Source organism: Roseovarius sp. THAF8 (genome assembly GCF_009363735.1).
Taxonomy (GTDB): domain Bacteria; phylum Pseudomonadota; class Alphaproteobacteria; order Rhodobacterales; family Rhodobacteraceae; genus Roseovarius.
Genome location: NZ_CP045410.1, coordinates 3,014,773 through 3,031,299 on the forward strand (window position 1 = coordinate 3,014,773; position 16,527 = coordinate 3,031,299).

15 protein-coding genes are annotated in these 16,527 nt (G+C 57.8%); 11 read left to right on the plus strand and 4 right to left on the minus strand.

Features of this window, described 5'->3' with window-relative positions:
* On the plus strand, positions 1-1,161 hold the full coding sequence (locus FIU85_RS14760; RefSeq protein WP_254701719.1) for a transporter substrate-binding domain-containing protein: 1,161 nt from the start codon (positions 1-3) through the stop codon (positions 1,159-1,161).
* Positions 1,154-1,753: an ANTAR domain-containing response regulator gene (locus tag FIU85_RS14765; RefSeq protein WP_254702913.1), complete on the plus strand. Its 600-nt coding sequence runs from the start codon at positions 1,154-1,156 to the stop codon at positions 1,751-1,753. The genes FIU85_RS14760 and FIU85_RS14765 overlap by 8 nt, the downstream gene beginning before the upstream one ends.
* Positions 1,754-1,956: 203 nt before the next feature.
* Here FIU85_RS14765 and FIU85_RS14770 read toward each other — a convergent pair whose 3' ends face one another.
* Positions 1,957-2,826, minus strand: coding sequence for a MurR/RpiR family transcriptional regulator (locus FIU85_RS14770; protein ID WP_152497446.1), 870 nt, complete (start codon positions 2,824-2,826; stop codon positions 1,957-1,959).
* A gap of 115 nt (positions 2,827-2,941) precedes the next feature.
* Between FIU85_RS14770 and FIU85_RS14775 the strand changes: the two genes are divergently transcribed.
* The 5 genes from FIU85_RS14775 (at position 2,942) to FIU85_RS14795 (ending at position 8,080) form a co-directional block, all read left to right on the plus strand.
* Complete coding sequence (locus FIU85_RS14775) at positions 2,942-3,979, plus strand: PotD/PotF family extracellular solute-binding protein (protein WP_152493690.1); 1,038 nt, start codon at positions 2,942-2,944, stop codon at positions 3,977-3,979.
* 78 nt (positions 3,980-4,057) lie between these two features.
* Positions 4,058-5,164, plus strand: coding sequence for an ABC transporter ATP-binding protein (locus tag FIU85_RS14780; RefSeq protein ID WP_152497447.1), 1,107 nt, complete (start codon positions 4,058-4,060; stop codon positions 5,162-5,164).
* Positions 5,165-5,244: 80 nt separating this feature from the next.
* Complete coding sequence (locus FIU85_RS14785; protein ID WP_254702914.1) at positions 5,245-6,087, plus strand: ABC transporter permease; 843 nt, start codon at positions 5,245-5,247, stop codon at positions 6,085-6,087.
* A gap of 3 nt (positions 6,088-6,090) precedes the next feature.
* Complete coding sequence (locus tag FIU85_RS14790) at positions 6,091-6,921, plus strand: ABC transporter permease (RefSeq protein ID WP_152493687.1); 831 nt, start codon at positions 6,091-6,093, stop codon at positions 6,919-6,921.
* Between the two features lie 10 nt (positions 6,922-6,931).
* On the plus strand, positions 6,932-8,080 hold the full coding sequence (locus FIU85_RS14795; RefSeq protein WP_254702915.1) for a P1 family peptidase: 1,149 nt from the start codon (positions 6,932-6,934) through the stop codon (positions 8,078-8,080).
* A 218-nt stretch (positions 8,081-8,298) separates the two neighbouring features.
* Here the strand turns inward: FIU85_RS14795 and FIU85_RS14800 are convergent, their stop codons facing one another.
* A complete protein-coding gene (locus FIU85_RS14800; RefSeq protein ID WP_216648877.1) occupies positions 8,299-9,462 on the minus strand; it encodes a GlxA family transcriptional regulator in 1,164 nt (387 codons plus the stop codon).
* Here FIU85_RS14800 and FIU85_RS14805 point away from each other — a divergent pair.
* The 4 genes from FIU85_RS14805 to FIU85_RS14820 are packed head-to-tail and all read left to right on the plus strand — an operon-like array spanning position 9,449 to position 13,296.
* Complete coding sequence (locus FIU85_RS14805; RefSeq protein ID WP_152497449.1) at positions 9,449-10,432, plus strand: TRAP transporter substrate-binding protein; 984 nt, start codon at positions 9,449-9,451, stop codon at positions 10,430-10,432. The genes FIU85_RS14800 and FIU85_RS14805 overlap by 14 nt on opposite strands.
* Positions 10,433-10,454: 22 nt before the next feature.
* Positions 10,455-10,961, plus strand: coding sequence for a TRAP transporter small permease (locus FIU85_RS14810; protein WP_152493684.1), 507 nt, complete (start codon positions 10,455-10,457; stop codon positions 10,959-10,961).
* Positions 10,962-10,970: 9 nt separating this feature from the next.
* Positions 10,971-12,251 (plus strand): TRAP transporter large permease, encoded by a 1,281-nt coding sequence (locus FIU85_RS14815; RefSeq protein WP_152497450.1) that lies wholly within the window; start codon positions 10,971-10,973, stop codon positions 12,249-12,251.
* Positions 12,252-12,279: 28 nt separating this feature from the next.
* Positions 12,280-13,296, plus strand: a complete 1,017-nt coding sequence (locus FIU85_RS14820) for a proline racemase family protein (RefSeq protein ID WP_152493682.1) — start codon at positions 12,280-12,282, stop codon at positions 13,294-13,296.
* Between the two features lie 412 nt (positions 13,297-13,708).
* Here the strand turns inward: FIU85_RS14820 and FIU85_RS14825 are convergent, their stop codons facing one another.
* Entirely contained in the window at positions 13,709-14,983 is a 1,275-nt protein-coding gene (locus FIU85_RS14825; RefSeq protein WP_152498272.1) for an O-antigen ligase, read from the minus strand.
* On the minus strand, positions 14,983-16,425 hold the full coding sequence (locus FIU85_RS14830; RefSeq protein ID WP_152497451.1) for a hypothetical protein: 1,443 nt from the start codon (positions 16,423-16,425) through the stop codon (positions 14,983-14,985). Before FIU85_RS14830 ends, FIU85_RS14825 begins: the two co-directional genes overlap by 1 nt.
* Positions 16,426-16,527: the final 102 nt, after the last annotated feature.

Consider the following 16,527-nt stretch of genomic DNA (forward strand, 5'->3'; position numbering starts at 1 on the left):
TTGGAAAGTTGGAAGGTCGGGCTGCTTTTCTCGGAGACAGGCGTTACTTCGATCATCGAGCGGTCGCAGCTCAATGGCGCATTGCTGGCTATCGACCAGATCAACGCGAGGGGCGGAATCCTCGGTCGGCCGATCGAACCTGTCCGGTATGACCCCTCATCGGTCGTTCGACGATACGGCGAACTGGCCGAGAAGCTGATCATTGATGACAAGATCGGCGTGATATTCGGCTGCTACATGTCATCTTCCCGCAAGGAGGTTCTTCCGGTCGTAGAACGCCGGAACGCACTCTTCTTCTATCCAACGCTTTACGAGGGCTTCGAATACTCCCCCAACATGATCTACGGCGGAGCTTGCCCGAACCAAAACAGCGTGCCTTTGGCGAACTACCTGATGAATGCCTATGGTAAACGGATTCACTTCGTTGGCTCTGACTATATTTACCCAAGGGAGTCCAACCGTGTTATGCGCAATGTTCTTCGCCAAGGAGGCGGGGAAGTGACCGGAGAGGTTTACTTCGATCTCGAGGCGAAAGCTGACGACTTTTCCGCGGTCGTTGACGATATCATGGCAGTGAAACCGGACGCAATCTTCTCCACTGTTGTCGGGCAGGCCTGTATAGAGTTTTATAAAGCCTACCATGCGGCCGGAGGCAATGGCAGAGAGTGCCCGATCGCCAGTCTCACCACCAATGAAGGAGAGATTGACGCGATAGGTTCACAAGCTTCGACCGGGCACATTACGGCCGCGCCATACTTCCGCTCGATCAATTCGCCGGCGAACCGCCGCTTTCTCAGGGCATACGAGGAAAAGTTCGGCTCGACGGTTGATGTCACAAGCTGTTGCGAGGCGACATACAGCCAAGTGCACATGTTCGCCCGTGCGCTTGAAGAAACGGGTGAGATCGACACGGAATGCCTGCGAGAAGCTCTCTTGGGGGCCAGCTTCGACGCGCCGCAAGGGCAGATCAAGATCGACCCCGACAACAACCACACCTACCTTCAGTCGCGGATTGCCAAAGTTGACGAGGCTGGCGAATTCGTCATTGAGACGAAGGTGCGCCGTGCCATCAAACCGGATCCCTACCTTGTCTATCCGGCCATCCACGACTGGAGTTTCCGAACGCTGAAGGTAGCTGGAGGTGGGCGACGGAATGAGTGATCCGATCCAGGATCTGAGGGACCTTCATGCGCTCGTCGTCCACCCTCGGGACCGTAGCGCAGACGAACTGATGCAGCAGGTCAACAGGATTGGATGCAATTTCGATCACATGTGGCCGGTGCCGAAGACGCTGCCGGAAAAATTCGACCTCGTTTTTGTGGATGTCACGGATCAGAGCGCGCAGAAGCTGAAAACTTTCATCGGCAACATTGCAAAGCCACCATCAGTCGTGGCGATCATTGGGTATGAGAACCCGTCGGTTCTTGATCTCATTTTCGAAATCGGTGCTCACTCGGTTCTGATGAAGCCGGTGCGAGCAGCCGGCGTGCTCAGCAGCATGCTCATGGCACGGCGGTTTCAACAGGAACAACATCGCTTCAAGAAAGACCTCACAAAACTGCGTGAAAAGCTCGATAACGTGCAGAAGGTGAATGATGCCAAATTCATCCTTATGCGTCATCGCGGCATCACAGAGCGAGAGGCCTATGACCTAATCAGGAAGCAGGCTATGGCGAAGAGGACGACCACCACGGAAATCGCGCAATCGATTATCAACGCCGAGAGCATCCTCAGTAATATGGGAGACACATAACTATATTGAGCGGTTTTTGCATTATTCGCTCAAAAACAACCCACCGGTTCGAGCTCGCTTTCTCAGCAGCGCCATCGTCGAAGGTGGAAAAACTGTCGAATTAATCATTCTACGTACTCTCCCTTTAGCTGCATAGGAAAGATGAATGTCGGCGTGCTAGTTGATCATCTTACCGTGAAAACACTCTAGAAAAGTTTCAGACTTCAGAAAAGTTTCAGACTTCGCGCATTCTTCTTCCAACTGGCCAGTCTTTTGCTGGCTTCACCTGTAGACGCATTGGCAGCATGATCGACGATCAGCGCGAGGGTCGCGTTGAGCCCTAACGTGGATTCGAGAAACATACCGGTATTGGACGGGCTGTAGAGACAGGCATCCGCAATCTCGGCGCTCCAGTGGCAAAACTCGTCGGAGACCACGATGAGCGAGCGCCCCTGCCGCTTGGCGATACGCGCCAGCGCCTGTCCCTCGTTTGCGTAGGGCACCACATCTAGCATTACGAGGCATTCGTGCTTTGTGGCGCTATTGTCGCTGTCGAGCCATTCACCCAGCATGCTGTCATGGGGCGATAGATATTGCACTTTGGGTCGGGCAATGGAAAGACGCCGGGCGAAATCCTCGGCCAGACCGCGCACTGATTGAAAGCCGGTCACATAGATCCGAGAGGCGGAGCCGACGATCCGCCGTGCCCTGTCCCAGTGTTCGTTGTCGGTTTGCTGAAAGACTGTACGCACCGCAGACAGTTCCGCTTCCATGATCTGCGACATTCTGCTGTCGATATCTGCGCTTGGACTGATCGAAGGGCCGCCGATCGTAAATTGTTCACGCAGAAGCTGCTTGAGGTGCTTGGTGCCGCCGTACCCCAGCCTCCGCATCAGCCGGCCCACTGTTATTTCGCTAACACCGGCCCTTTGGGCCAGGGACTTGCCCGTTTCGGGACCGATGGTTTGCACATTTAGCAGGATGAATTGCGCTACCTTTGCTTCCTGCTTGGGCAGTTTGGGAAGTTCTCTCTCCAGTTTTCCTACGAAATCTCCCAGAGGCCCCTGGGGAAACGACGCAAATCCGCTGCTCATGCCAACCTCCTAGAAATGACAGAATAATAACCTTTGACAAAAACGATACTATTAAAACACCATTGGCAAATCAAATCAAAGTCCGAACACAACGAACAACGACAGGGAATGAAAAATGATTGAACGAACAGCAATTCGTACCGCTGCGGTGTCGGTTGCAGCGCTTGCCACGACCACAGTGGCCCAAGCCGAGGGAGAGCTGAATCTCTACAACTGGGGAGACTACATCAATCCGGCCGTGCTCACCGCCTTTACGGAGGAAACCGGGATCGAGGTCAATCTCGATACCTACGGAAGCAACGAGGAGATGCTTGCTAAGATCCAGGCGGGCGCTTCGGGATACGACATCGTTTTTCCATCGGTGCACATGCATGACATTATGTATCAACTGGGCCTGCTGGCGAAGACCGATATTGGACAAAGCGAGAATTTCAGCAATATCGACCCGCAATTCATCCGTGCAGAGACCGATCCGAATGCGGAATATTGCTTGCCCTATGCCTGGGGCAACGTGGGCGTCGTCTATAACAAGACCAAAGTCGAGGAGATGAGCAGCTGGGCCGACCTGTTCGACCTTGCCGCCAGCGGTGAGAAGATCGTCCTGCTGGACGATCCGCGCGAGACCATTGGCATTGGTCACATCATGAACGGCACATCGGTGAATTCCACCGACGAGGCCGAGGTCGTGGCTGCCGCCGACGTCATCAAGGAGAACCTGGAAAACGTATCGGCCTTTTCCTACGACAGCATCCCGCTGGTAACCTCAGGTGATGTCGCCGCGGCGCATTGGTACGTGGGCGCCAACATCTTCGTGCAGCAGAATCCGGATGTACTAGCCTATTATATCCCGTCCGAGGGGGCGACGATGTACCAGGAAGACATGTGCGTTCTGAAGGATGCACCGAACGCAGACAATGCCAAGGCTTTCATGGAATTCTACCTGCGCCCCGAGATCGCGGCATTGAATGTCGAACAACAGATGAACGGCACGCCCAACATCCCGGCGCAAGAGTTGATCCCCGACGAAATAGCCGAGAACAAGTCGATCTACCCGGACGCCGAAACTCTGGAGAAACTTCAGATTTTCGTCGACCTAGGACAGGACCTGCGGCTTTACAATCGCGAGTGGACCGCGATCAAAACCGCCCAGTAAGCACCTGTGACAAGTAGCGGGCGCGACGGCCGGCCGGTCGCGCCCCTTTAAGCGAGAATTAGCGGAGATGCCAAGCCGATGTCGCCAATTCTAAGCGTCAAGGACGCGACCAAGCGTTACAGCACGCCCGAGGGCGGAACGATTACCGCTCTCGACGGCGTGTCTCTCGATGTGCAACAGAATGAGTTCGTGACCTTGCTGGGCCCGTCGGGGTGCGGCAAGACGACCCTGCTGCGCACGATCAGCGGTTTCGAGGATCTCGAAGGTGGCTCGATTGAAATTGACGGGACTCCGGTCACTCATCTGCCCCCGCACAGGCGACCGGTGAACACGGTCTTTCAGCGCTATGCGCTGTTTCCGCATCTAACGATTGCGCGCAACGTGGCCTACAGCCTCGAGGTGGCGGGCCTGAAGCGCGCCGAAATCGGGTCGCGCGTGGGTGAGATGCTGGAGCTTGTCGGCCTTGGTGGTTTCGGCGATCGGAAGATCAACCAGCTATCTGGCGGACAGCAGCAGCGCGTGGCATTGGCGCGATCTCTGGTGGCGCGGCCCAAGATATTGCTGCTGGACGAGCCGCTGTCGGCGCTGGACAAGAACCTGCGGCAAAAGATGCAGCAGGAATTGAAGACCCTGCAGGAAGAGGTTGGCATTGCGTTCGTGTTTGTCACCCATGACCAAGAAGAGGCTCTGACCATGTCGGACAGGGTCGCTGTCTTGTCAGATGGCAAGATTCAGCAGTTCGGTACGCCCGAAGAGCTCTATCGCCGCCCGCGGAACGAATTTGTCGCGCGTTTTCTCGGAGCAGGAAATCTTCTTGGTGCGACCGTTTCCGAGCGCAAGGAAGCCGGTGCTATCGCGATACTAGAGTCGGGGCAAGTTGCGCATCTGCCTTCGACCGACGCCGCACGTGGCGAGAGGATCAAGCTTTTGATACGGCCCGAAGACGTCCGGATGGACAGCACCAGGGATGCAGGCGCCTTGCGGTTCGAGGGAACGGTCAAGCAGGTGTTGTTCGTGGGAACTGACTACATCGTTCACGTCGAATCCGATGACGGCGTCGAGCTGAAAGCCACCTTGCGCCCCAGGGCGGAGGATCGCGGCGGTGTCACGGCACCGGGAGCACGCATCACGCTGTTCGTTCAGCATGAAGCGCTGCATCCGGTCACGTCTGCGAAAGTGGCATAATGGCACGGCGTGACACGAGCCAAGGCCGCAAGATGCTCTCGCTTCTAGGACTGCTTGCACCGCCCACGATCTTTCTTGGCGTGTTCTTCATCACGCCGCTGGCCATAATGGTGATTTATTCCTTCCTCGAGCCCGGCCTTTACGGCGGGGTGGTGTGGAATTTCTACGATCTCAACTATGGCAGGATCCTCGGCTGGGCCGACACGAGGTACGAGAAATTTGACCCAGTTTATCTGACGATCTTTTTACGCTCCGTCCGCTTGGCCTTGACAACTGTCCTCATGTCATTGGTCATTTGCTATCCGGCTGCCTTCTGGATCAGCCGCATGCCTCAGGGCCGCAAGAACTTCTTCTTGTTCCTGATCACGCTGCCTTTCTTCGTCAGCCTGGTGGTCCGGCTGTTTGCCTGGGTGCTGATCCTGCGGCCGACTGGGTTCCTGAACCAAGCGCTCATGGAAATCGGAATGATTTCCGAGCCGCTGAATCTGATCTTTACCGATACCGCCGTGGTCATCGGCATGACCTATGTGTTCATACCCTTCATGTTCCTGCCGCTTTACGCCTCGATTGAGAAGCTGGATATGTCGCTGGTAGAGGCGTCGGCTGACCTTGGGGCAACGCGCCTTCAGACCTTCCGCCGGATCATTCTTCCGGTCACGCTGCCGGGCATTGTCGGCGGGTCGATCATTGTGTTCATCCCGTCGCTGGGCAACTTCATCGTGCCTTCGGTACTGGGCGGGGCAAAGGTGATGATGATCGGCAACCTTATCGAGCAGCAATTCCTGTCGGCGCGAAACTGGCCCTTCGGCTCGGCTCTCGGGATGATGGTGATGGCGGCGGTTCTGTTGTTGCTGATGATCTACGTGCGGATGATGACGCGCGAAGAGGAATATGCCACGGCTGCGAAAGTGAAGGAGAGCTGAGACATGAAAATTCGCAAGCTTCTGCGTTCCAGCATCCTGCCGATCTATGGCTACTTCTTCTTTGCTTTCGTCTATGCGCCGATCCTGCTGATCGTCGTGTTCTCGTTCAACTCCAACCCGGTCAACATGATGATCTGGGAGGATTTCACCTTTGACTGGTACAAGACGATCTTCGGCTTCACCTCCGCGGCCACGGAATCCGCGCTCTACCTCGATTCCACTGATCAGCTTTACGCGGCGGTGAAGAACAGCCTGGTCGTGGCGCTTGTCACCACCGCGGTCGCCACTGTCTTTGGTACTGCGCTCGCGCTGGCCATCGCGCGGTTCCGTTTCCGGTTCAAACCATTCTACCGGGCGCTGATGTTCATGCCGATGATCATGCCGGACATCCTGCTGGGTATTGCGCTGCTGATCTTCTTCGTCAGCGTCGGCATCGAGCTGTCGGTTTTTACGATCATCATTGGCCACTGCACCTTTCTGGTGTCCTATGTCTTCATAGTTGTTTCGGCCCGGATCGCCGATATGGACGAGGCCTTGGAAGAGGCCTCTGCCGATCTGGGAGCGAATTCCTGGGTGACGTTCCGGCGGGTGACTCTGCCGATGATCATGCCGGGGGTCGTGGGGGGCGCGCTTCTTGCCTTCATAATCTCGATGGACGACCTGGTGATCACCTATTTCATCGCTGGCGTGGACAGCCAGACATTGCCGGTCTTCATCTACGGGATGCTGAGAAGGGGCATCAAACCCGAGATTAACGCGATTGCGACGATCATGCTGCTATTCTCGCTGATCATCGCTTCCGTTGGGCTCTACATGAGAGCGAGAAAGGCCTGATATGACACGTGTGACGACCACGAAGCCACGGGCGCGCGATACGGGCTTGCCTTTCCTCGGGCAGACCGGACCAAATAATGCGATTACCGACGTTCCCGGTGTTTTGGTTGGCTACGAGACGCTTTGCTCGCATGCCGATCCGACGCTGCGTACCAGTGACATGCATGTTCAGACCGGGGTCACCGCTATCCTGCCGCGCGGCTTCGCAAAGGAGCCGCGCCCGGTTCTGGCTGGCCAGTTCACACTCAACGGAAACGGAGAAATGACAGGCAGCCACTGGATCCGGGACGGTGGCTATTTCGTCGGGCCGGTCATGCTGACCAACACCCACTCCGTCGGTGCCGTCCACGAAGGCGCGACACGCTGGATCGTGGAGCATTACGCGGAAGCCTGGGAGAACAATCACCTATGGGCGATGCCGGTCGTCGCCGAAACCTATGATGGCGTTCTGAATGACATCAACGGCTTTCACGTGCGGCCGGAACATGCCCTGAAGGCCATCGCGGCCGCTGATACCGGCTCGGTGAGCGAGGGCAACATCGGCGGCGGCGCCGGGATGATCTGCTACGAGTACAAGGGCGGCACCGGCACGTCGTCGCGTCGGATCGAGATTGACGGCGAAAATTACACGATGGGGGCGCTTGTTCAGGCGAACCATGGGCTGCGCCCCTGGCTGACCGTACTTGGAACGCCGGTTGGCGCTACGATGACCGAAGACCGGCTACCGGATTTCGAAGCCGAGCGCGGGTCGATCATCTGCGTCCTTGCGACCAATATACCCCTGTCCTCTAGCCAATTGGAGCGTTTGTCGCGTCGCGCATCGATCGGCATCAGCCGATCCGGCTCTCCCGGCGGGAACAACTCGGGCGACATTTTCATGTCTTTTAGCACGGCCAATGAACTGGAACTGCCGCAACTTTCCGGACCGTGGCGGTCGGTCAAACAACTCAATGACGAATTGCTGGACCCAGTCTATCTCGCCGCTGTACAGGCTATAGAAGAGGCCGTCCTGAATGCCATGTTCGCTGCTGAAGATACACCGACCACACGACCATCAGGCAAAATCTGCAAAGCCATCGACCATGCGCAACTTCTTGGCGCAATGCAAAGTGAAGGTGTTTATGATCCCAAAGCGAAATCTGTCGTCATAGAAGACTAGGATCTGAACTCTGAGGTCGAGTTCAGGGGATTTCGCGGCATTTCACAAATTGATTTCCCAGCGGACGAAAATCTGACGTTTGCTGCGGTCTGCGCCAAAGTCCGCTATGCGCGTCATTTTTGGCCATCCGTATTCCTGAGCATTTCGGTGGATCACGTTCGTTGGTGAGGACCATGATGTCTCATCAATTTTGAGTCTTATCCAATCAACGTCCGAGATCAGCCTCCGTCGATTGTTTGGCTCAATTGGCTAGAAGCTGCACGATAGCTCTTCGGCGTCATGTTGAAGAGTGACGCAAACTCTCTTGAGAAGTGAGAGGAGTCCGCGAAGCCGAGATCAGCGGCCACTTGTCCGACACTGTCCGTGGTGTGCAGAAGCCGCCATGCGCCATATCGAAGGCGCATTACCCGGTAGAACCTGGAGGGCGGCTGACCGACGCATTCAAGGAACCGACGGCTCAGCTGGCGTGTGCTAAGCCCCACTTTCTTCGCCAGATCATCGACAGAGATGGGAGCATTTAGGGTCTGCTCCATCAAGCCAATCGCATGTCTGACATCCGCGTCCTTCACACCACTCATGTCGGTTACGAATTGAGGTTGTGGCGCCGAGGATTCCCGTTGCCGGTTCAGGATCATGTGACGCAGGCTCTGTTGTGCCCTTTCGGCACCGCAATGACGGGACACCAAGTATAGAGCTAGGTCCGATGCCCCGGTCGAGCCAGCACAGGTGATGCGGTCTCTGGCATCGAGGAATATGCGATCTGACACAGTCTCGATGCCGGGGAATTGTTCGCGGAACTCTTCCCGGACATTCCAGTGGACGCATGCTGGGCGACCCTTCATAAGACCTGCGCGCGCGATATTGAAGGTGCCAGTGCAGAGACCAATCAGCGTCACGCCCTTGTCGGCGGCATCTTTGAGATATGCATCCAACCAAGCGGGCTGTCGTCTGTCTCTATAGTCGTTCCCGGCGCTTACAGCGATGTAGTCGACCTCCGCGGGATCGGGTGGCGGCCCTTGTGGTGTTACGGTAAGACCGCAGCTCGCTTGGACGGTCCTGTGTCCGGCAATCTCCCAACCGCATTCGATCTGACGACTGCGCCCACCCTCATCGGCTGCCAGTCGTAGCGCGTCGACAAACCCGGAGAATGCATTGAGAGTGAAATTGTCCAACGGAAGAATCGCCACGCGGAACTTCTGTCGCCCGCCTCCGGGCCGGTTTGACCGAACCTTGATATTCGACATTCCGTGCTCCAATCCGGAAAAATGACTGCGGCATTCTTCATTATGTCCGAGGTATTCTATTTTGTTGTCGTTTTTGCTTCTAGCCTTTCCAAATACAAAAACGACCCGACAGGAGAAACCGAAAATGATGAACCGCATATTATCCGTCACGGCGATCGCAAGTTGTCTGGCTCTTTCGCTTCCGGCAGCCGCTCAAGACCATACGTTCAAAGCGAACATGCCCGGCAACGAACAATCGATTGCCTACCTGTCGGTCGAACGGTTCGACGAGGTGCTCGGCGAGCTGACTGGTGGGGCGGTCGATATCGATCTCTTCGCCAACAGCGCCCTAGGCGATCAGGAAAGCTCGCTGGAATCCATGCAGACCGGTCTACTCGACATGGCCACGGTGGAGACGCCGATTACCAGTGTGGTGCCCGAACTTGGAGCAACCGCGCTGCCCTACATCTTTTCCGGTCGTGACCATGTAAAGGCGGCGATGGATGGCGACGCCGGCGAGATGATTGAAGAAATGCTACTTGCAAAGGGCCTGCGCCCTGTTGCCTTCCTCGAAGGTGGTTTCCGCCAGATCACGAACGATGTCCGCCCAATCAACGTGCCTGCCGATCTGGATGGGATCAAGATGCGGACACCGGGCAGCGCGCTGCGGATCAAAATCTTCAACCACTACGGCGCCAACGCATCGCCTCTACCGTTCAGCGAGCTCTATTCGGCGCTGCAGACCGGCGTGTTTGACGGCCAGGAAAACCCGGTCATCTGGGTCCAGTCTCAACGGTTCTACGAGGTTCAGGACTACCTGTCGCTGACCAACCACCTTTACACGGTCACCTACCTGCTGATGAGCGAGGACAAGTTCCAGAGCCTCACTGAAGAGCAACAACAGGCTGTCATGGAAGCCGGAGACGCGGCCGAGGCTTATTCGGTCGAGCTAGGCACGAAGGCGGACGCCGAGATTGTCAGCTTCCTCAAGGAGCAGGGCATGCAGGTGAACGACGCCGACATCGCGGCCTTCACCGATGCGTCTTCCGCCATTTGGACCGAGTGGGCCGCTGAGCAGTCTGGTTCGGCGCAGGACCTGATCGACGCCATCGTCGCTGCGCGTCCCTGATACAAAGAAAGGAGGCATCGCGATGATCAACCGAATTCTTGAAGGCGTTATCGCGATGCTTCTAGTTGCCGCTGTAGGCGTCGCGTTTCTCGCCGTTATCTATCGCTACGCACTCGATTCCGCACTGAGCTGGAGCTTCGAAGTCTCGCTTGCGCTGCTGACCTACATCACGTTCATCGGCGGTTATCTCGCGCTTCGCAAAGGTGCGCATCTGAAGGTCGATCTTCTTCTGGCGCGGATGCCATTCCCGATGCGGGGTGCGGCATTCCTGCTGAACCAGGCTCTAATCGGCGTCATTGGCTGGATCATGGCCTGGCATGGCACCAAGCAGATGCTGCGGTTCTCGGACCAGCTGACCAACGTGCTCGAAGTGTCCACGTCCTGGTATTACGCAGCCATACCCATAGCTGGAGTTCTGATCTGCCTCGATGCAGTGATCACCACGATCCGGGGCCTGATCCGGATGTCTCGGGGCGAAGAACCCGTTACGGCAGCGTCAAAAACCTCCACCACCTCCGTCGACCTTTAAGGCACCGATATGACCCTCTTGCTCGCTCTCTGCGTCCTTCTTGGGCTGATCGGCTTTGGCGTCCCCATCGCCTTTGCGCTGATCTCGATCGCCGTAGGAATATTCTGGCTTGCCGATGTCGACCAGCTCATCGTGGCGCAGCGCCTTTACAGGGGCGTCCAGAGCTTCCCGCTCCTAGCCGTTCCGCTGTTCATCCTTGCCGGTCAGATCATGACCCGAAGCGGCATCTCGGGCCACCTCGTGGAATTCGCCAAGACCCTCGTCGGCCAGATGCGCGGTGGGTTGGCGGCGGTGAACATCGTCACGTCGATGTTCTTTGCGGGCATGAGCGGCACGTCGATGTCCGATACCGCCGCCGTTGGCGGCATGCTGATCGATCCGATGGTCAAGCGCGGCTATAGCCGCCCCTTCACGGGGGCCGTGACGGCCGCATCTTCGACCATTGGCATCATCATCCCGCCAAGTGTCCCTATGGTCATCCTCGGGGCGTATCTCGGGATCTCCACTGGCGCCCTGTTTGCCGCCGGCCTGATCTCGGGTGTCGTGCTCGGCATCGCACTGATCGTCACAGCCTGGCTGATCTCTATCCGCGCTGGATATCCCGTCGAAGCGCCGTTCTCGGCGAGCCGCGCAACGAAAGCCTTTGCCCGGGCGCTGCCGGCTCTATTGATGCCAGCCATTATCCTCGGCGGCATCCTGGGTGGGGTTTTCACAGCCACCGAAGCCTCCGCAGTTGCGGTTGTTTACGGCACCGCCGTGGGAATGTTCTACTACCGAACCCTCAAGCTTAAGGTGCTCTATCAGACGCTTTGCGAAGCTGCCGTCCTCAGCGGCGCGGTGATGCTCGTCACGGCTGCGGCACATGTGATGGGCTTTGCCTTCACCTACGAACAGCTGGCCGACGACATCCTGCGCCCTCTGGCAGAGATAGATCTGTCGCCGGTGATGTTCCTTGTCCTGCTGAGCGCCGTGATGATCGTGGCAGGCACTTTCCTCGACGGGATCGCGATGATCTTCATCATCGTGCCGCTGTTCTTTCCGGCCATCCAGTTCCTTGGCATCGATCCGGTGCATTTTGGAATGGTTGTCGTGCTGTGCTGGGGCATCGGCCAACAGACGCCGCCGGTGGGCGCAGCGCTCTTCATCACCAGTGTGATCGCAAAGGTAGACATGTTCTCGCTCACACGCGCCAACCTGCCGTTCATTGCGGTCATGCTGCTCGTGCTTGGCGCCGTAATTCTCTTCCCCGAGGCGATGGTTCTGTGGATCCCGCGCGCCCTCGGTCTCTAATCTCTGAAAGAAAGAAGGTTTCGACATCATGATGACACCCAACCGTTTCCTGGACGTGATCTACACGCATACGGACGGCGAGCCGACCTGCATCATCCCCGGCGGGATCCCTTATCCCTACGGTCTGGACATCGTCGCCAAGCGCGACTTCATCCGGCGCCACTATGATACCGTTCGCACCGGCTTGCTGCGGGAACCGCGCGGTCACCATGACATGGTCGGCGTGTTTGTCACACCGCCGTCGAGCCCCGATTTTGATGCCGGCATGCTTTGGTGTGACGGGGATGACTTCATGGAAATGTGCGGCCACGGCACCATTGCGCTGTCCATGGCTATGGTCGCACATGGCATGGTGCACGATGACGGCGGTGATGTCGTGAAGATCCGTTTCGAGACACCGGCAGGGCCAGTCACGTCGGAAGTCGGGCGCGAGAATGGCCAGGTCGCCTGGACCCGTTTCCAGAATGTCCCGGCCTTTGTTCTGGCACAGGACGTGCCGGTAACACTTCCCGAGGTCGGTGAGGTGATGGCTGACATCACATTCGGGGGGAACTTCTTTGCGGTTGTGAAGTGGCCTTATCCGAACCAGCCCATCGGCCCGGAGAATGGCCGAATGCTTTCGGAATTGGGCGTAATGGTGAAGGACCAGATCAACGCAAAAATGAAAATCACTCATCCGACGGCGCCCCACATTCAAGGTTTGAACTTCACGACATTCTGGCAAGAGCCAGACCACCCAGACAGTCTTTATCGCAACGTTCACGTCTTTAGTGACGGCAAGCTGGACCGCTCGCCAGGTGGGACAGGGACATCTATGATGATGGCCGCCTTCGAGGCGCGCGGGAAGATGGAACTTCACGAGCAAATTCGCTCCGAAGGTTTGCTCGGAATTGGCAGGTTCGAGGGCGAGTTGATCGGCGAGACGAGGCTCGGAAACCTTCGGGCGGTCATCCCCACCGTAAAGGGAACTGCGAAGGTGACAGGCTACGCCAAGTGGCTTCTGGACGACAATGATCCAGTTGGACGTGGCTTCGTGGTCACCTAACCTGACCGGCGGCGGCGAGGATGAATCATGCATTCCAAACGCCTCGCCGCTTTCGCAAAGAAGATGGTCCGTTACCCTGTCTGCAGTTCTCGCTGTCGACAGTGCTGAAATTTGGAACGCTAGCCGGTGCTACGCTGCGCAGTCGGCGCGACTCAAAAATAGTTCCGCCGCGGCATGTATCAAAGTAAATAACGCGACCCCCGTAAGCTACATTATGTTAACGGCGTCGTCGGGCGGATTGCGGACCTTCACCGCACCTGCGCGAAGCTTGATGAGCCTCAGTTTGGCTGAATTACAGAAGTCCAAGGCCTGTGCTTCTTAAACGCATCGTCCGTAATTCATTCTGCGGCAGAACGCAGACAATAGGTTATAGTTATGCTCAGTAGGCGATCCAAACTGCCACCAGACGCAATTACGGCACTCCTTGAACAAACGAATGACTGCATTCACGGGCATGTATTCCAAGGCACAACAGTGCTGGCCAAAGCAAGTATGCCTCGATTTCTATGTTCTCGCCGAAGGAGAGCAAGACGACGACCATACATAACCCGAGCGGTAAGCGCCCGCGCGGACTGAGGGCCGCGTCTTTGAATGCGAGCGAAGTTTGCCAGATCAAGGGACACGCCAAGGCTATAAACCCTACCAATCCCTTGACGAACAGGAGGCCAAACCAAGTATGATGCGTGCCGATCGGCATGTATTCCACCAAGTGTGGACCCGGTTGAACGGTGCCGTGTCCGAACCACGGTGCGTCCTCCTGCCAGCGCTCTTGTGCGATACGTTGAAGTGTCGCTCGAACACGTGTGCTATCGGCGCGGGCAGACTTGAAGCCATCGACGCCTGCGCCGATCTTTTCCAATAGCCAGGGTCCTGTGACGGCAAGGGATGCAGTGAAGACCGCAAGTCCAGCCCACGCCCAGCTACGAAGCACCAGAGGCACCAGCCGAGGGCCTACCGTACAAGCCAAAAGCCCTACGAGCCCCATACGGGATTTCGACGCGAGAATTATCAAGGTGCCCGCCGCGATGCCGGCCGCGCGCCAGCGCCCTTCCTTTTCCTCAAGGGCAAACAGCACCATGACCACGCCGAGAAGCGCGGCGAACGGCGACCATGGTGCATAGAACTGCCATCTGGGCGTCCATGACGCGGGATCGAACGTAAACAGGAAGACCGTAAAGTATTCAGGCCCCGGACCGCCAACAGCCTTCAGGGGCGAGGTCCAGATGCGCTCAGGCAAACCTATATAGGGGGCGACAAGCAGCACCGGCGCGATGCAGAGCGTCCAGAAGCCGAGGCGGCAATGCGCACGGATCAGCAATTCTCTTCGTATCGGGAGAACGGCGCCCGCCAGCGGGAACAACGCAAGAAGCGCCCATCCTTTTGCCCAGCCGATCGAGGATTTAGTGGTCTGTTTTAGCCCAAGATCCCAATTGAGGTGCCCGGCCCACAAGGCAACGAGCATCACCAGCATCCCGATGATCCATGCCCAGACAACAGGCGGGATCGGGCCCGTGGCACGCATGTCAGACCGTATCGCCTGCCCAAGGTAGAGTGACAATACGGCCAACCCCGCGATGAGCCACGCCAGCACCGGCCCGACCACATAGAGCGCCCCAAGTGCATAGAAGGGCCAGGTCCAGAGGATCGTCTTCCAAACCATGGCCTCGGCCGGGTTCTCGGGTCGCATCATGCCATGCGACCCTTCTCGGAGATCAGCTTTTCGATCAGGGTGCGTCGGATCCAGGCGAGCGACAGAGCGAAGATCAGAAGGATGCTGGCTGCGGCACCGGCGGCGATGGCCAGTTTCTTGCGCGGGGAAGACGGGGCTTCGGGCAGGGTCGGATCTTCGAGCACTTGGACAAGCGGATACGAGGCGAACACGTCGGCTTTGCTGGACTGGGTGCGGGCGATCGCCGATGCGAACACGGCTTCGGCCACGTTGAAATCGCGCTGCAGATCCTCCAGACGAGCGGCTTTCGGTGCCAACGCCCCGATTCGACCGGCCTGGGCCGACACGAGTTCGCGCAGCTCGTTTAACTCGGCCAGCAAACCGGCGCGAGAAGCGTCCTGTCTGACGAGTTCGGTCAGTAGTGCGTCCCGGGCACCATCGAGGGACCGCTCAAGCGCGCTTGCGTCACCGGTTAGGGACACGGCACGCGCAGTGGCCTCGGACCGGGCAGTCTCCATCGCCGCGAGGGCTTTGAGCACTTCGGGATGGCGTTTGCCGTATCGTGATTTGGCCCGCGCCAATTCTGTCTCGGCCTCTGCCATTGCATCGATGAGTGCAGTATAGGCGCCATCGCCATTCAGCCGCAGGATGCGTGCGGCCGTTTCCGCATCTGTTCCCAGCTGGGCTTCCAGCCCGGTAACAGCCGCCGCGCTACGCTCGTATTCCGCCGTGGCAGTGTCGATTTTTGCGCGCAACAGATCGAGTTCGTCGACCTGGCGATTGTATTGCTCGGCCGAATGAAGACCGGTCTCGGCGCGCAACTTCTCAATTTCCACGCGCGTCGCGGCCACTGAGTCCTTATACTCGGTTATCGCATCAAGGCCGCCGGTCTGGCGGCTGTTCGTTTCGTCACTGCGCAGGCGGTCAATCTCGTCGAAAAAGGCGCTGAGCAGTGCGGAATTGCGCGCCTGCGCCGTTTCGGGGGCCGGCCCGGTGATCTTGACGTGGATGAATGCCGTCTGATCGACCAGCTTGACCTGGGGCTTTCCAAATTCTCTGGCCTTGATGCCAAGACGACCGGCGGCATCCCTGATCACGCGGTCCGCGGCGAGAAGCCGCTTGTAGGTTTCCGTCGGGCTGATCGAGTTACTGGAGAAGGCGGAATTTGCATGGCTGGAGGCCTGCCCGATTTCGGCAAGGTTGACCGACGAAGCCGACCCCGAGCCAGGCAGGATAAGTGACATGTGGCTGGCGAAGCTGGGCGCGGCGGTTTTCAGATACCCCGTGATCGGCGCCCAGATCGCGGCAAGACCAAGCGCGCAGATCCATACGTAGCGCGGGATCCGCCCGCTGTCGGTCGGCGCCCCGCCGATGAGCGCACGGCGCACCAGCTTGCGCATGGCGCCCGGGGCGCGGCGCGGTTTCGGTATATCTGTCGAGGCAATGTTCCGTGTGGTCATCGGCGATCTCCTTCGCCGAAATCCCTATCCCGGATCTTGTTGCAATTCGCCTGCGCGACTGGTGGGTCACGTGGGGCTTTTGCCCTGCCTTATATCCTTCCG

Excerpts from the sequence above, each read along its gene's own strand:
- FIU85_RS14765 (WP_254702913.1), top strand. The coding sequence starts at position 1,154 with ATGAGTGATCCGATCCAGGATCTGAGGGACCTTCATGCGCTCGTCGTC.
- FIU85_RS14770 (WP_152497446.1), bottom strand. The coding sequence starts at position 2,826 with ATGAGCAGCGGATTTGCGTCGTTTCCCCAGGGGCCTCTGGGAGATTTC.
- FIU85_RS14775 (WP_152493690.1), top strand. The coding sequence starts at position 2,942 with ATGATTGAACGAACAGCAATTCGTACCGCTGCGGTGTCGGTTGCAGCG.
- FIU85_RS14780 (WP_152497447.1), top strand. The coding sequence starts at position 4,058 with ATGTCGCCAATTCTAAGCGTCAAGGACGCGACCAAGCGTTACAGCACG.
- FIU85_RS14790 (WP_152493687.1), top strand. The coding sequence starts at position 6,091 with ATGAAAATTCGCAAGCTTCTGCGTTCCAGCATCCTGCCGATCTATGGC.
- FIU85_RS14805 (WP_152497449.1), top strand. The coding sequence starts at position 9,449 with ATGATGAACCGCATATTATCCGTCACGGCGATCGCAAGTTGTCTGGCT.
- FIU85_RS14800 (WP_216648877.1), bottom strand. The coding sequence starts at position 9,462 with ATGCGGTTCATCATTTTCGGTTTCTCCTGTCGGGTCGTTTTTGTATTT.
- FIU85_RS14810 (WP_152493684.1), top strand. The coding sequence starts at position 10,455 with ATGATCAACCGAATTCTTGAAGGCGTTATCGCGATGCTTCTAGTTGCC.
- FIU85_RS14815 (WP_152497450.1), top strand. The coding sequence starts at position 10,971 with ATGACCCTCTTGCTCGCTCTCTGCGTCCTTCTTGGGCTGATCGGCTTT.
- FIU85_RS14820 (WP_152493682.1), top strand. The coding sequence starts at position 12,280 with ATGATGACACCCAACCGTTTCCTGGACGTGATCTACACGCATACGGAC.
- FIU85_RS14825 (WP_152498272.1), bottom strand. The coding sequence starts at position 14,983 with ATGCGACCCGAGAACCCGGCCGAGGCCATGGTTTGGAAGACGATCCTC.
- FIU85_RS14830 (WP_152497451.1), bottom strand. The coding sequence starts at position 16,425 with ATGACCACACGGAACATTGCCTCGACAGATATACCGAAACCGCGCCGC.